General features: G+C 47.1%; 13 protein-coding genes. 10 read left to right on the plus strand and 3 right to left on the minus strand.

Translation table 11 applies throughout. The features are described 5' to 3' along the window. Positions 1–109: 109 nt before the first annotated feature. On the plus strand, positions 110–373 hold the full coding sequence (locus Psfp_RS15815; RefSeq protein ID WP_282434354.1) for a DUF4309 domain-containing protein: 264 nt from the start codon (positions 110–112) through the stop codon (positions 371–373). Between the two features lie 370 nt (positions 374–743). Here Psfp_RS15815 and Psfp_RS15820 read toward each other — a convergent pair whose 3' ends face one another. Further along, the gene (locus Psfp_RS15820) at positions 744–2,408 is read right to left on the minus strand and encodes a putative ABC exporter domain-containing protein (protein WP_134219512.1); all 1,665 of its coding nucleotides are present in this window, start codon (positions 2,406–2,408) and stop codon (positions 744–746) included. After that, positions 2,401–3,129: an ABC transporter ATP-binding protein gene (locus Psfp_RS15825; protein ID WP_192895468.1), complete on the minus strand. Its 729-nt coding sequence runs from the start codon at positions 3,127–3,129 to the stop codon at positions 2,401–2,403. Before Psfp_RS15825 ends, Psfp_RS15820 begins: the two co-directional genes overlap by 8 nt. A gap of 522 nt (positions 3,130–3,651) precedes the next feature. On the opposite strand from Psfp_RS15825, the gene Psfp_RS15830 reads away from it, so the two are divergent. From Psfp_RS15830 to Psfp_RS15860, 7 genes are all read left to right on the plus strand, one after another. Next, positions 3,652–4,962 (plus strand): efflux RND transporter periplasmic adaptor subunit, encoded by a 1,311-nt coding sequence (locus tag Psfp_RS15830; RefSeq protein ID WP_134219513.1) that lies wholly within the window; start codon positions 3,652–3,654, stop codon positions 4,960–4,962. Further along, positions 4,959–5,726, plus strand: coding sequence for an ABC transporter ATP-binding protein (locus Psfp_RS15835; RefSeq protein ID WP_134219514.1), 768 nt, complete (start codon positions 4,959–4,961; stop codon positions 5,724–5,726). The genes Psfp_RS15830 and Psfp_RS15835 overlap by 4 nt, the downstream gene beginning before the upstream one ends. Beyond that, positions 5,723–6,904: an ABC transporter permease gene (locus Psfp_RS15840; protein ID WP_134219515.1), complete on the plus strand. Its 1,182-nt coding sequence runs from the start codon at positions 5,723–5,725 to the stop codon at positions 6,902–6,904. Before Psfp_RS15835 ends, Psfp_RS15840 begins: the two co-directional genes overlap by 4 nt. A gap of 439 nt (positions 6,905–7,343) precedes the next feature. Next, positions 7,344–8,798: a DEAD/DEAH box helicase gene (locus Psfp_RS15845; protein ID WP_134219516.1), complete on the plus strand. Its 1,455-nt coding sequence runs from the start codon at positions 7,344–7,346 to the stop codon at positions 8,796–8,798. Between the two features lie 394 nt (positions 8,799–9,192). After that, the gene (locus tag Psfp_RS15850) at positions 9,193–9,492 is read left to right on the plus strand and encodes a hypothetical protein (protein WP_134219517.1); all 300 of its coding nucleotides are present in this window, start codon (positions 9,193–9,195) and stop codon (positions 9,490–9,492) included. Positions 9,493–9,707: 215 nt separating this feature from the next. Further along, positions 9,708–9,992, plus strand: a complete 285-nt coding sequence (locus Psfp_RS15855) for a hypothetical protein (RefSeq protein WP_134219518.1) — start codon at positions 9,708–9,710, stop codon at positions 9,990–9,992. Between the two features lie 188 nt (positions 9,993–10,180). After that, on the plus strand, positions 10,181–12,010 hold the full coding sequence (locus Psfp_RS15860; protein ID WP_192895470.1) for a hypothetical protein: 1,830 nt from the start codon (positions 10,181–10,183) through the stop codon (positions 12,008–12,010). Positions 12,011–12,189: 179 nt separating this feature from the next. On the opposite strand, the gene Psfp_RS15865 is transcribed toward Psfp_RS15860, so the two are convergent. Further along, positions 12,190–12,483 carry a MarR family transcriptional regulator gene (locus Psfp_RS15865; RefSeq protein ID WP_282434355.1) on the minus strand — a complete coding sequence of 98 codons (294 nt, stop codon included), beginning with the start codon at positions 12,481–12,483 and terminating at the stop codon, positions 12,190–12,192. A gap of 249 nt (positions 12,484–12,732) precedes the next feature. Between Psfp_RS15865 and Psfp_RS15870 the strand changes: the two genes are divergently transcribed. Both Psfp_RS15870 and Psfp_RS15875 read left to right on the plus strand, forming a co-directional pair. Beyond that, positions 12,733–12,996: an NAD(P)H-dependent oxidoreductase subunit E gene (locus Psfp_RS15870; RefSeq protein WP_134219521.1), complete on the plus strand. Its 264-nt coding sequence runs from the start codon at positions 12,733–12,735 to the stop codon at positions 12,994–12,996. Then, on the plus strand, positions 12,993–14,744 hold the full coding sequence (locus tag Psfp_RS15875) for a [Fe-Fe] hydrogenase large subunit C-terminal domain-containing protein (RefSeq protein WP_134219522.1): 1,752 nt from the start codon (positions 12,993–12,995) through the stop codon (positions 14,742–14,744). Before Psfp_RS15870 ends, Psfp_RS15875 begins: the two co-directional genes overlap by 4 nt. Positions 14,745–14,747: the final 3 nt, after the last annotated feature.

Raw genomic sequence — 14,747 nt, forward strand, 5'->3', positions numbered from 1 at the left:
GCTTCTTTAACAAGCTGCTCTTTGAAATCCTGAGGATATCTTTTACGTTTCATCCATACCCCTCCGTTAATATTAGTTTATATTAATAAGGGGGTATGGCTCAAACTCAATTAAGGGGCTTAATAGATATGACGACAGCTTGAAGCAAGTTACGTTGTCCAAGGTGAAAGAAGTGCTTGGGACTCCGCAAAATACTCATCATTATGACACTGAAGATATGCTGGTCTATGAGGTTGGCGAAAAATACCAATTGTTATTCCTATTTCCTAAAGCCACTCAGCAAAATGCCGACCCGCAGATAAACCACTATAATGTTTTTTACCCGCAAGGCACAGTTAACTCAATGGCAGATGACCCGGGAATAAAATATTAGAATCGACGCAATGTCCAAAGCAGGTTTAAGACAAGCCACTATGACGCTGGAGTAGACTGGTGGCTTTCCAATCCGCAAAGCCGGTGAAAGGCTGTTCATAGAGCCGACTTTTTTCCCCTTCGTGAGAATCCTTTAGGACAGGCGGTAAAAACCTTTAAAGAATCGACTCTCGACTTATAGGCCTTGTTAGTTGGAAGAGTGCATGCCGGCCCATGTTTTGGGACGGGTAGCCTGTAACGGAGACCCCAAGGGGGCAGTGGGACAAGGAACCTGTCCCCTTGTCCCACTGCGGGTGAACGGAACGGAAGGGTATGTGGAAATACTGTAATTGAGAAATGGGCGGTATGAGTGGATGTTGTAAGCTATAATGCTATTCGCTAAACTCACGCATTTCCAAGTAGGGGAATATTTTGTCTGAAAGAAGCAACAACACAATCCCCACAGCCGTATTGGCGGCAAGCACGGCTATTTCTGCAAACCATTCACTATGGGTGAACCAAAAAGCCAGACCCCCGGCAATTAGAGCCGGAATGCCTATAATTAAGATTTCCAGAAACAACATTAAAGGATAAAAAAGCTTCCGGTCTAAAGAGGAAGGCAGCAGGACATGAGTTAAAGCAATAATATTGGATTGTTCGAAGAATAAGGATGTAACCAGGAAGGACATTAAAACCGCGGGCATGAATATCCCGGTATCCTTGGTATGCAAAAATACGATCATGGCATAACTTAAGTTCAGCAGAAACATGTTCAAGCCGAAACGTAAGTTTGGCAAGGTATTAATGGCCAACGCTTTCCGAAAAAATGTCCCAGGCAAAGTATATAAGTACGGGAGAGCAAGTTCTTCGCTTAAAGGGCCGGAAAAACTGCGAAAGAACAAAAAGTAGGCAAGAATTCCGTTTTGCGCGTAGAGAAGACCGTGGTCTCCCGCTTGACCATTGTGCATGGCAATAAAACCGGTAACCAGACCTGTTATCACGGATAACGGAGCCAGGTATCCCATATATTCGTTGATGCCGGTTCGCCGGTACTTGACTACTTGATTAAACATGAACGCCCGGCTTCCCGGAAAGCGTCGCTCTACCGTGACACGTTTTCTGTTCAGAAAACGTGTCCATAAACCGGCTATGGCGCTGGAGGATTGGGTTTGGGTGAATATCCCCTGCGTCTTGCCGCTGCGTTTGGCGGCATGAATCGTCTCCATCCTCTCGGCAAGTTCTAGTACATCCTCATAGTAATCCCTGGCCAGGGCATAGACCAAACAATTAGCAGCCAGGACGGTTAACGCCACGAGGAAAATAGCCGTATAAACAGCCGGAGCCGCGCCGAAAAAAGCCGCCCGGGCAAGCTGCAGAATCCAGCCGGACAAGGGAAAGTTAAGAATTCCCGGCGCTTGATAACCAAGAAGAACATTGAGACTGAATATATTTCCTTGTGTGTATTTCAACCAGCTGAAGAGTAACCAGACGATGGAAATAAGCAAAATACCCCGGATCCAGCGCTCTTTTCCATAGCGGACCGAAACAAGAAATATCAAAAAAGAAACCGGGGTGATAAGCAATCCCAAAGATACTATCGATAGGTATACCAGGAGAATTCCCTCAATGTTTAAGCCCATATTAAACATGGTTGGAGTAAGAATGAGGGCTGGAATGCAGGTCTTGGCCATGTCTGAAGGAATTTTCTTGATCAGACTCCATAAAAGGATATGGTTGGGCGCAAGCGGGGACGGAAAGAGGAGATTGACATCTCCCATTTGAAAAGAATATGACAATTTTCTTAAAGCAGAAAAAAAAGATGAAAACATAATAAATCCGGTAAACAGCGCATAGACGGCAAGAATAATATGCGCGGTATCGCCTGTCACAGCAAAGGCGCGTTGGCCGCTGTTCTTGATTGCCGGGAACATGATCAGAAAAATCCAGGCGGCAAACAGAAAGTAGCTCACGAGCTTTTTGGGACTGCGGCGAATTTCCAGTATATAGTTTTTGAGTTTAAGCAGGTCATAGCGCAGAAGAATGGTGTAATCATGCATCAGCGGTTACCTCCAGGAACACCTCCTCCAGAGAGGCTTTCTCTTCTCCCAGACGCGATCTGAGTTCCTCAAGACTTCCATCGGCAATGATCTTGCCCTTTTTCAAAACAATGATGCGGCTGCAAATGTTTTCAATGGGGTCTAACAGGTGAGTGCTGATAAAAAGGGTTCGCCCCTCGTCTTTTAGCTCTCGAATCAAATCTTTGAGGTTCTTAATGGCTTTCGGGTCAAGCCCGACCATGGGCTCGTCCAAAAATAAAACCCGGGCATCGGAAATAATCCCGCAGCAAAGGGAAAGCTTTTGGCGCATTCCCTTGGAAAGCGCTTTGACAAATTCATCGCGTTGCTCCCAGATTTCAAATAGCCGCAGCAATTGTTCCGCTTTTGCTTCCCAGCGCGCTACTTCATAAGCGTCGGTGATAAAACGCAAGTGTTCCCATACCGTCAGCATATTGTAAAGCTGGGGTACTTCGGGTACATACGCTGAAATCTTGCGGGCTTGCCGGGAGCCCCGCGGTTTCCCTGCTATTAAAATATCCCCGCCGGTAGGTCTGAGCAAGCCGACAATGCATTTGATCAAGGTGCTTTTTCCTGCGCCATTGGGGCCGAGAAGCCCTACAGTTTCTCCTTTAATGAGGTTAAAATTTAAATTGTCCACCGCTGTTTTCTTGCCGAATTTTTTAGTAAGATGCCGAATTTCCAGGATAGAGCCAATTTTCATTAAAAAAACCTGCCTTGGAATCTTAATTGTTTCTTATGTTGGTACGTTCTATATACTTAATTATATAACGAAATATATTTGAAAGGAGCACAAAATGAGGTTCATCCATAAAACAAATGGTAAACGGGCAGTATGCAGGATGATATTCAAAACAAAATTCATCCAGGTGTATCACGTCCTTTATATCCCCGTTTGGCGCCCGTGGCCTGGTGATGTTGGTATCGACAGTTCGTTAGCCATGAAAACAACTTGCAAGAATAAGCCAAATCTCTATGTGGCCTCTGGCTAATATACGTGCTGGTGGTGGGTCTGCTGACTACTATAAATAAATGAATGGGCTTTAATAAAAAAATTACTTGTTTTTGTCACAAAACAGCTCCTTGATAAGTTTATTTATTAGGGCTTTATTTACGGGCTCCAGATTAAAGGGCAAAAAAAATTGTCCGGCCGTTGAAATAAGACTGCGTTTTATTCGTCTAAACTATTAGATTTGGTAATTTTCAATGAAAGGGGAAGTATTTTTTGCATCTCAATTTGCAGTGGCTACGGAAAGTTTCAGGGAAAAAGATGCTTGCCGGGGTGCTGATCCTCGGCGTTATTGTGTCAATGGCTGCGCTAAACCTGGCAAGGAGCAAAAAACAGGCCGGCATCCCGGTCAAAGTCGCCAAAGCAGAGATCAAGCCCATCCAGGATAATGTTTTTGCTTCCGGAAGGGTGAGGTTAACCCAAAAACAAGAGTTATACAATTATACCTCTACCACCGTCAGAGAGCTCTTCGTATCTCCCGGTGACCAGGTGCAAAAAGGACAGGTCCTGGGCCTGCTTGACCCTGTCGACCTGGAGGATAAGCTAAATGAGGCCAGAGTGAATTTTAATGTCCAGGAGTCCAACTTAAACAAAGCAATCTATCCACGGGATGAAGAAGTGGCCCAGGAAAGAGCCAGTTATCAGAGGGCGGAGGCCGATTACCGCAATGCCCAGAAAGAATATGAGCGTACAAAGGTTTTGTTCGAGCAGGGAGCAGTCAGCGCCAAAGATCTTGACGATGCTGAGTTGGAGAAGACTGTCAAAGAAGCAGAGTATAAGAGGGCTGGAGAAGGGCTAACCATGAAGGAAACCGGCCCCACCGGTCACGAACGCGAATCCCTGCAGGCACAGGTGGAACAAGCCATGCTGCAGGTGGAACAGGCTGAAAAGAACCTTAACAGGACGGTACTGCGGGCGGAAATGGACGGTGTGGTAACAGCTGTTGAGGTGATGGCGGGCGACTTCGTTCAAATGGGGACCCTGTTAATGACCATCGGCGATGCCGGGCAGCTTGAAGTTACTGCCGGGGTGAGCGAGGCCGACAGTGGCAGGCTAATGCCTGGGCAGAAGGTGGCGATCACTGCCGCTGCTCAGCCCAACCGGGAATACACCGGAATTGTCCAGAGTGTTTCACCCGCCGCGGTAGCGGCGAAAACCGCGGAAAATGGCAGCCAGATTGAAGTGCCGGTGATTGTAAAAATGGAAGGTGACATAGAAGGATTACGCCCCGGTTACACGGTTGATCTGAGTATTAATGTGGTAGACAAGGAGAATGCCCTGGTGGTGCCGTACGAAGCCGTTATGGAAAAAGAGGGATTAAAGCAAGTTTTTGTGATTGAAAACCAGGTGGCAAGGTTAAAGGATATTGCCACCGGGGTCGACACCGCATTATTTACAGAAATATTATCAGGCCTGTCAGAAGGTGATACAGTTGTTGTCAGCCCCGTAGGGACACTGATGGACGGAATGCGGGTAAATGAAATAACAAATCAGCCCCCGTCCAATGAGGGAGCAACAACGATATGATCAGGGTAGCAAACCTCAGTAAAGTGTACCGGGCGGGTGAGCATCCGGTAGTTGCCCTGTCTGATGTTAACCTGGAAGTGAAGCCGGGTGAGTTCGTAGCCATAATGGGACCATCCGGGTCCGGCAAATCCACCTTGATGAACCTGCTGGGCTGCCTGGATATTCCCACGTCAGGTTCCTACCGTCTGGACGGAATAGAGGTCAGTGGTATAAGTGATACCGGACTGTCACGCATCCGCAACACCAAGATCGGCTTTGTTTTCCAGGCCTTCAACCTGTTACCCCGGATGAGCGCCATACGCAATGTCGAGCTGCCGATGATTTACGCCGGGGTTGCGCCCCGCGAAAGAGTCAGGCGGGCCGCGCAGGCGCTTGCCAGAGTGGGCCTTGCGGAGAGGATGAACCACCGTCCCAGTGAACTTTCCGGCGGCCAGATCCAGAGGGTGGCGCTTGCCCGTGCCCTGGTCAACAACCCCGCTGTAATTCTGGCGGACGAACCAACGGGAAATCTGGACACCCGTGCGGGTGAGGAGGTAATGGCCATTTTCCAGGAACTGAACCGCAGCGGGGCTACCATCGTCCTGGTCACGCATGAGCGGGAGATTGCCCTGCATACCTCCAGGATTGTATTCTTCAGGGACGGGCACCTGGTGGGCGACGAACCTGTTGCCGACCCGTTGGAATCCAGGGAATATGTCGATATAGCAATAACGGCGGGGCAGTCCGGCAGTTGTGCCCAAAACGGGGAGGCTGATGTGCAATGAACCTTTTGGAGAGCATCAGATTGGCCCTGGAGGGGATCATGGTCAGTAAGCTGCGCTCATTTTTGACCACCCTTGGCATCGTGATCGGCATTGCTGCCGTAATTGCGGTGGTTGCCATCGGCCAGGGCGGCAGGGCGGTATTGATGTCGGAGATGGAGAAGATAGGCACCAATATATTCGCCATCTACGTGGACTGGCGGAGCAGCAAGCAGGTCACGGGGCGGGAGTTCGATTTAAGTGATATAGAGGTGATTAAGGATAAGGTGCCTGATGTTACCCACCTTTCCCCCCGGAATCAAAGCATGGCTGACGCAAGGGGCCCTAAGGATATAAAATATGCCCGGATCACAGGCGTTTCTTCTGATTATCCCTATATCCGGAAGTTTGATATGAAGGAAGGCCATTTTTTCACGGAGGCAGATGACGCAGGCAAGCGACGGGTGGCTGTAATCGATGAAGAACTGGCCGGACAGATTTTCGGCAGGGTGCAGGCGCTGGGCAGCAGGGTTACTGTTGGCAGCACCCCTTTCCTGGTGGTGGGGGTGGTGGCAAAGGGGGAATCCGCTCTGGGGTTTAGTGAAACTCCCAGTATATATATACCCATTGGGGTCTGGCAGGGCATGTTCAACACCCGGGTACAGATGCTGGAGGGCAGCGCAGGCTCAAAGGAAAAGGTGGACGAGGCCATGGGCCAGGCCGTGCAGGTACTGGAGCGGCGGCACCGGATGCCCGGCAAGTATGCCAGTGAGAGCATGGAACAACAGATGCAGGCGGCCAACAAGATAACCGGTGTCCTCACCCTGATTATCGGAGCTATCGCTGGGATATCCCTCTTTGTGGGCGGGATTGGTGTGATGAATATTATGCTGGTGTCGGTGACCGAGCGGACCAGGGAGATTGGCCTGCGCATGGCCCTGGGCGCCAGGCGCAGGGATATTCTGGTCCAGTTCCTGATCGAAGCGGTGGTTCTTTGCCTTTTGGGCGGCATTACCGGCATGGCTTTGGGTACCGGTGGAGCTTACCTGATTGCCAAGTTGGCCAAGTGGCCGCCCCTGGTATCCTGGTGGACGGCGCTATTGGCTTTTGCGTTCTCTGCTGCTATCGGTGTGGTGTTCGGAATTTTGCCCGCCAACAAGGCGGCTAAGTTGAATCCCATCGAGGCGCTGAGAAGGGAATAACTATTTTCTGAGATGAGGTAAACCGAATATGCTCATATGATTATAAGAACCGAACATGATCCGCTGATGCAAGACCACAGTTTGCCGGGTGCACGAATTTATTGTTTTGATATTGCACTGAAAATGAAAATGATGTACAATATGTCTCGTCTTGATCGGTTCTAATCGTTTCTCCGCCAAAAGCTATGACATTTAAGGGGTTATCGGCTTTGAACAGCGATAACCCCTTTGCTTTTTAATATGGTCATTAATTAATGTTACATAGGAAAGGGAAAAATGAAAATGGGTATGCTATAAGTATATCTAAAAAAGCCGGTTCTAATCAGCGAAGCTAATTGGCGGATACTACTGGCTAACACCGGGCCAGCAGTAAGTTGTTGTGCAATTATAAATGAGCATAATTAAAATTCAATTACAGACAAAAGGGGAAGAAAAAAGATTGGCTGCATTTAATGAGTTTGGTTTGACCGGACCGGTGATCCGGTCCATTAATAATATGGGTTTCGAAGAAGCGACCCCCATCCAGGAGAGGGCTATCCCCGTGGCTCTAAGCGGGCAGGACCTGATTGGTCAGGCTCACACCGGGACCGGTAAAACGGCAGCCTTTGGTATACCTATGGTTGAGTTCTTCGATGTCGACCATGAGCAAATCCAGGGTGTTGTTTTAACCCCCACCCGTGAACTGGCCATACAAGTGGCCGAGGAATTAAATAAACTCGGGCAGTTTAAGGATATCCGCGCGCTGCCGATCTACGGCGGTCAGGATATCACCCGCCAGATCAGGGCACTCAAGAACAGGCCCCACATTATCGTGGCCACACCTGGCCGTTTGATGGATCACATGAGGAGGAAGACAGTCCGTTTAAACCAGGTCAGGATAGTGGTTTTGGACGAGGCGGATGAGATGCTCAATATGGGCTTTGTCGAGGATATCGAGACCATCCTCACAGAAGTGCCTGAGGAGCGCCAGACCTTGCTTTTTTCTGCAACCATGCCCGGTCCGATCCAGGCGCTGGCCCGGCGGTTCCTGCGGAGCCCTGAAGTGATCAGGATAGAAGGTAGGCAGGTTACCGTTGCAAACACCGAGCAAAGCTATATTGAAGTCGAAGAGAGACAAAAGTTTGATGTTTTCTGTCGCCTCCTGGACATCCAGTCTCCCGACCGTTCCATTGTCTTCGGCCGCACCAAGCGCCGGGTGGATGAACTTTTTGAGGCTCTAACCAAACGCGGCTATTCAGCCGAAGCGCTCCACGGTGATCTGGCCCAGTCCAAGCGGGACCTGGTGATGAGGCGGTTTAAGGAAGGGACTATTGAGGTGCTGGTGGCCACTGATGTTGCTGCCAGAGGTCTGGATATCAGCGATGTGACTCACATCTATAACTTTGACGTCCCCCAGGACCCGGAAAGTTATGTCCACCGTATCGGCCGTACCGGCCGCGCCGGTAAAGCAGGTGTGGCCATTACTTTTGTCACGCCGAGGGAGATTTATCAACTAAGAGTCATTGAGAACATGACCAGAAAGAAAATAGCGCGCATGCCTGTTCCAACGATTAAAGAGGTCATTGAAGGACAACAGCGCCTGGCGGTGGATCAGCTGCTGCAGGCTGTGGAAAATGGGGGTGTGGGCAACTACAAGAGCCTGGCCGAGGGCCTGCTGGAGGATAATGACGCGGTCACCCTTCTTTCAGCGGCATTAAAGGTGCTGACCAAAGAAACCGACCGCACCCCTGTCACCCTGACCGAGGAGCGGCCGCTCAGGATGAGGCAGGATAAATACCTGTCCCCCGGGAAGAGAGGGTACTCCAGAAATGCAAGCGGTAAAAAAGGTCCTGCCCGAAATAGCAGGCATTCCTCGCCGAGAGGGAAAAGCAGGTTTGGCAGCCGTTCTTACTAGATCTATAAGCTGCTAGAATCTCGATAGAGATGCTTCTAGCTGATAACTTGAGCTGAAAGGTTCCCTTAAAAACGCAAGTCTAATTAAAAATAAGCTTCCAGAACCCAAAAAAATGTGGGTGTGAATTCATTCGCCACATGGCCCCAAAGAAATACAGTATGCGAGTTTAGTAGAACCCCCTTAAGCTGCTGTGAAGACAAAGGAGTTATCATCATTTAAACGATAACTCCTTTGATTTTTTGTCTTTTGCTATAGTCTGAACAGAATAATGGTAAATGTTAATAATTCATATATAATTACTATATGTGCAAGATGAAGATGACCAGCTGAAAGTTGAAGGAATTTAACCGCTTTTGGATAGTTACTGGGAACACTCTGCCTATCTCAGGAGCGTATGGCCGAGCTTTTTGGTGTTGAAGTTAACACCATCAATTATCACCTTAAGCAGGTAGCAATGGAGCTTCTACAAACCCTAAAGGCGGAGAAGTTGAAGGTCGAGCACTGGCGGGAGAAGGAGGCCACTCGCGACGCCGTTCGCATCACAATTCAAGACTTTCTCTGGAGCGAAGAAACTGGACTGCCGGTGGAAAGCTTTAGTGAAGATGATGTTAACGAAAAAACGGAAGCTGTTTATCACCATGTTTTCAGAGTTTATCCTACACTACCGTCTCCTTATTTTGCAACTGCCTCGTAGTAATTAAACATCCATTGGCGCTTGGGTTATGTAACGGTCAAGGCTGAGGGTGGTATGGAATGTTAACAGCGGGGGGGGTTGAACGGGAACAATGAAACCGCTGAATATTTAATAGCATTCTAACTGGGATTAAATTAATTGGGAGAAAGATCGATTTTGACGAAGTCCCGTTTGTATTTTAGAAATGATCATAGTCTATCAAGTGTTTTGTAAAATTGAAAGGCCTTGTTTTGCCATTTTTCAGAAATGGTTGGGGAGAGTTAAAGCCCAGGCTTTTATGTCTGATAATATTAAATATTGTCGAAAAGTTCTTGAATGACCCCAAAAGGGAATTAATGATGTTTAAAGAATTTAATTTAAACAATGGAAAAATATTAATTTCAAGGACTAAAATTGTTGATTGCAATGACGGTTTAGGCTATTCATGTGGAATTTGCATACTAATCTTCAGGAGGTTGATTCAATGGTTAGCGAATGTACGGAAGAAAGCAATAGGGTGAAAGCTATCCCTTCGTTGCCGGATAGTTTTAAGTGTAGGCCGTGGCTCAAACTGACACGGGATCGTATTATTAAGTCGGCTTTAGTAGAGGTAAGTATACCTGTTGACGGATTCTTTAACAACGCATGCGTATCTCCCCAGGACCCTTCAAACGGCAATATTTCAATCTTTATGATTTATTATCCAGAGTTGTACATGCTTGATTACAGTTTGCAGAAAAAAAGAAGTCTTAAGATACCTGATGGAATATCTGTCGGTTTAATGTCTGCATATTCGACATCCGGAGTATTTTTTATAAACAATGTGATCCGTGAACCGGGTCCTTTGGTTCAAGTGGATTTCAATACGGGGAGTTTTGTAAATGTTAAAACTCCCTCGGATAATATTTTGGGGGTTTGGACGCAAAATGGCAAGGTGTGGATTAGTACCCTGGAAAACTATATATATTGCGCTGATGTAGCTGATATTAACAACTGGAACAAGTGTTTTCAGACGGTTAACACCCTTGCTGCAGTTACATGGAATGGTGATAACGATAATCCTCAATACTATTATATTACCTATAATAAGCAGGGAACGCTTTACCGGGCTAATGTTGAAACCCCACAAGATACTACCATAATTTATGAGACTGGATTTAATTATTATGATAAAGCTTATGCTACTCCTGACGGCGCATTATGGATAAAAAAAGATGGAAAGTTGTTATTGCTTGACGGACCTGACGGCACGCCGACAGGTGAAATAAAGTGGTATGATCCTTTCAGTGTCAATCCATCAGGAAATGATGAGGTGCCGGCCTATGAAGATAGGATTGCTCTTCCGCTAACTGCGACAAATATATTATTTCAGTTTCATGAGAGCGCCGGGAAATTTTTTTACAGGAGACTGGGCATAGGGGTACTTGACCAACCGTCCTTGCCGTTCCCGTCATATACGGGTGATGAGTTGTCGGCTTACAATATCATAAGTAAACAATTGATTGAAGGCTATGGTAATCCTGCCCCATCAGAAGTTTATGACATACGCGCAAGGTACCCAAATACTTCTGCCGCGCAGGCAGCAGCCTATCTTAGCGCGGTTATGGAAGTTGCAATGCCTGAAGGGTTTAATCAAGCAGCCTGGGATGCTGTTCAGGATGAGATATGGTTTGAGCTATATAACCTTGTGAGCAATATAAGCCTGTGGCAAGGTATGACAGACCTTAGCGATCTTAGAGACGGAGTAAGCCAGCATGCTTTAAACTATGTCAGCAACTATTTGCAGATTCCCAACACGGCCACCCCAATTCAAAAGCAGGCGGGCCTGGTAAACGGGTTAACCATAGCAGGCGCAGTTTTCGGAGAGGTGGGCTCTGTGGCTACGGGTGTAGCCGCCGTGCTAAGCGCTGTCGCCTTGCCGGCAGGTGTAATTGCCGCAGCAGCCGGTGGTGTGGGAATTTTACTGTCTCTCTTTGCGTCAATAGAACAAGGCTGGGATGTGAAAATAAATGACCAGCACTTTACCATTTCCATTGTATATGCTGATTTAGAGAAGACTTTAGGTCCTGTTTTTGCGTCTACACTTGACCTGATCAGTAAGTATCAATACCAGTCCACGTCTGAACTGGGAGCGCTTGCTTTAAGCGGTATGCTTACACGTTCCGGTGTGTGGGATGTAAGTCAAATTATTAAAGATGGCGACAATAGTGATCCCAATGCTCCCGTACCAGACAATATGATGGGATATTATAATAAATGTTGTATTGCGTACTTACAGGCTTTTATGCCTAAAATAGCTTGGATAGGTTTGGATCATAATGATAATATTTTCGCAGACACTTATTGGTATGGCAGATCTTTTGATTTGGTGTCACCTAATGGAGTTGAATACCAATGGTGTGCTTTGCTGCAGCAGGCAGATGATAATGATAAACTGCTGGGACAAAATATCGAGCCTCTGGTATTTGACGACCTTAAAATCCCGCCGGAGGAGATTTTCTTTGGACTCAATGGCTGGAATATGCCAAGACTTATTTAATATGACCTCTAGTGGATGAAAGAACGGTTCCTACTTATATTCTTTTATTAATTATCCTCCATATGGAGGACTTCTCTTTTTTTTATGGTATGCCGAAAGGGTTATAGTTTTGTTTTCGAGCTTAAGAACCGGCCTTTTACAATAACGCTCCCAGGGTGGTACAGGAAAGCGCGTACCACCTATAATTCTTTTCTGTTTTCCTGAACATATTCTTTACTCCCTGTGTTAAGGCCGATTAAACATTTTAAACTGCCCCAAGATGTATTGAAGGCCGTGGTTGAGTTGGCAACCCGGTAATTCATAACGTCTTCTAAGAATTCCTGGCCTTGTTCGGAAAGGGTTAGATATACCAATCTTCGATCATCGTTGTCCCGCCATCGATGGACCATCTGCCCTTCCACCAGACCGTCCACGAGTCCCGTCAGAGTGCCCGGTGACAGGCAGAGCTGTCTCTGGAGTTTCCCCATGCTAATGGGTTTGTTCCTTCCTTCTCAAAAATTAACGGCAAAATCTTTTGATCTTTTTTGTACAAGGATGAACTTTACTGTGGTAAACTGATATTATAGTCCATAGTATTTACCAGTATTTATTTAATCAAAATCTAGTGTTTTTATCCTGAAAATATACAAGTGATAAAAAAGCACAATTTTAAGTCATCTGCAAGTAATGAGCAATTAATTTCTGTCGATTAGCGATGATTTAATAGATTGCGGGGTGATTTGATGCTTACCATACAGGTTTGTGTCGGTAGTTCCTGTTTTCTGCGCGGTTCAAAAAAAGTTATAGCAGAAATAGAGCAGTTAATTAAACATTATAAGCTTGAAGACCTGGTTACACTCAAGGGTAATTTCTGTTTGGAACGCTGCAATGAAGGCTCTACCGTAATGATTGGTGATAAGATTTTCACAGGGGTATCAACCGATAATGTTACCGAACTATTTGAAAAGGAAGTTTTTGCAGTATTATACGGGGTGGAGAAAACATGAACTTAATTAAAACTAACGACGCCAAGTGCCGTGACTGTTACAAATGTGTGCGTCACTGCCCGGTTAAGGCTATTTCCATTAAAAGCAATCAGGATGAATCCCAGGTACATGTCAAGGTTTTAGATGAAAGCTGCATCCATGACGGCCTGTGTACATCAATTTGTCCGCAAAAGGCCAAGGTTGTCGTAAGCTTACTTGAGAAAGTCAAGGAACTGCTGAACAGCGAGTCCGGCATGGTCGTTGCCAGTGTCGCTCCTTCCTTTCCATCTGCCATACCGCTGGATGACCCCGGCCTTTTTCCTTCACTGCTCAGACGCCTGGGGTTTTCCTATGTCGGGCAAACAGCTGTCGGAGCCGAGCTGATTGCGCTTGAGCACCGGCGGTTAAATGCTCCGGGCCCGGTTATCTCCAGTGCCTGCCCTGTCGTGGTAAACCTGGTTGAGCAATACTATCCGCACCTTATTCCATATCTATCCCCGCTGGTATCTCCCATGGTTGCTCACGGGCGGTATCTGAAAACCCGGTTCCCCGGCTGTACTGTGGTTTTCATCGGGCCGTGCATTGCTAAAATAGGGGAAGCAATGTCTGAGGAAGTCAGGGATGCGGTTGATTACGTCCTGGGCTTTAATGAGGTATGGGACTGGATCAAAGAGGAAAACGTTGATTTGAAAGAAATCCCAAAAGCAGGTTTCGACGGGTATACACCCGGTCCCGCCCGCTTGTTTCCCGTTGAGGGCGGGCAGCTCCTGGCCAGCTACATGAGCACCGACATTATAGATAGAGGCGTTCAGGCTGTGTCCGGTCTGGACAACTGCACTACTCTTTTTAAAAATTTTACCCCCGCGACAATAGAACAAAGGCCTGGTTTTACTGAGCTTCTGGCCTGCAGCGGGGGCTGCCTGGGCGGTCCCTGTGCGGCTTCTGCCGACGATATTTATTTGAAAAGAATAAAACTGATGGACTACTACAGCTATAACGTGCAGTGGGAACAGCCACTAAACCAGAGGATGGAAAAACTTTCCATGCCGGCGGACCTCTTGTACCGGAAATACCGGGACAGAAAAGTGAACCTGCCCGTTCCGGACGAGGGACAAATAAAAGATATTCTGGCCATGTCAGATAAGTTTGAGCCCGGGGATGAATTGAATTGCGGCGCCTGCGGTTTTGACACCTGCCGGGAAAAGGCTATAGCAGTATATCAGGGCAAGGCTGAACCACAGATGTGCATACCTTTTATGAGAAAAAGGGCGGAATCCCTTTCCAATATGGTTTTACACGCCCTTTCCGACGGGGTGATTATTGTTGGTGAGGACCTCACCATCCAGGAGATCAACCCTGCTGCTGAAAAAATATTTGACTGCGCCAGCAGCGTCATTGGTCAGAAACTCGATAAATTGATTGATCCTTCGGAATTCATACGAGTTTTTAAAGAAATGACCATAGTAAAATCTTCAATTTGCTATTTAAGCAACAAAATGGTTACCAGGCAGATCATTTTCCCGCTGGGCAACAGGGCCGTAGGCATATTTACAGACATTACAGCTGAATTGAGGAAACAGAAAGAACTGCAGTTGGTAAAAACCCAAACGATCCAAAGGGCACGGGAGGTAATCAAAAAACAAATGACCGTGGCCCAGGTTATCGCCGGTCTTTTAGGTGAAACCACAGCCGAGACCAAGGTCCAGCTCAATCAGTTAATTAACCTCATGAAAGAAGACGGCGTTGAGGAAAAGGAAAGGAAGGAGTAACAA

Origin of the sequence: Pelotomaculum sp. FP (genome assembly GCF_004369245.1) — a bacterium.
Taxonomy (GTDB): domain Bacteria; phylum Bacillota; class Desulfotomaculia; order Desulfotomaculales; family Pelotomaculaceae; genus Pelotomaculum_C; species Pelotomaculum_C schinkii.

Bases quoted from the DNA above. Each gene is read 5' to 3' on its own strand.
- Psfp_RS15870 (WP_134219521.1), top strand. From the start codon at position 12,733: ATGCTTACCATACAGGTTTGTGTCGGTAGTTCCTGTTTTCTGCGCGGT.
- Psfp_RS15840 (WP_134219515.1), top strand. From the start codon at position 5,723: ATGAACCTTTTGGAGAGCATCAGATTGGCCCTGGAGGGGATCATGGTC.
- Psfp_RS15820 (WP_134219512.1), bottom strand. From the start codon at position 2,408: ATGCATGATTACACCATTCTTCTGCGCTATGACCTGCTTAAACTCAAA.
- Psfp_RS15835 (WP_134219514.1), top strand. From the start codon at position 4,959: ATGATCAGGGTAGCAAACCTCAGTAAAGTGTACCGGGCGGGTGAGCAT.
- Psfp_RS15875 (WP_134219522.1), top strand. From the start codon at position 12,993: ATGAACTTAATTAAAACTAACGACGCCAAGTGCCGTGACTGTTACAAA.
- Psfp_RS15850 (WP_134219517.1), top strand. From the start codon at position 9,193: ATGGCCGAGCTTTTTGGTGTTGAAGTTAACACCATCAATTATCACCTT.
- Psfp_RS15825 (WP_192895468.1), bottom strand. From the start codon at position 3,129: ATGAAAATTGGCTCTATCCTGGAAATTCGGCATCTTACTAAAAAATTC.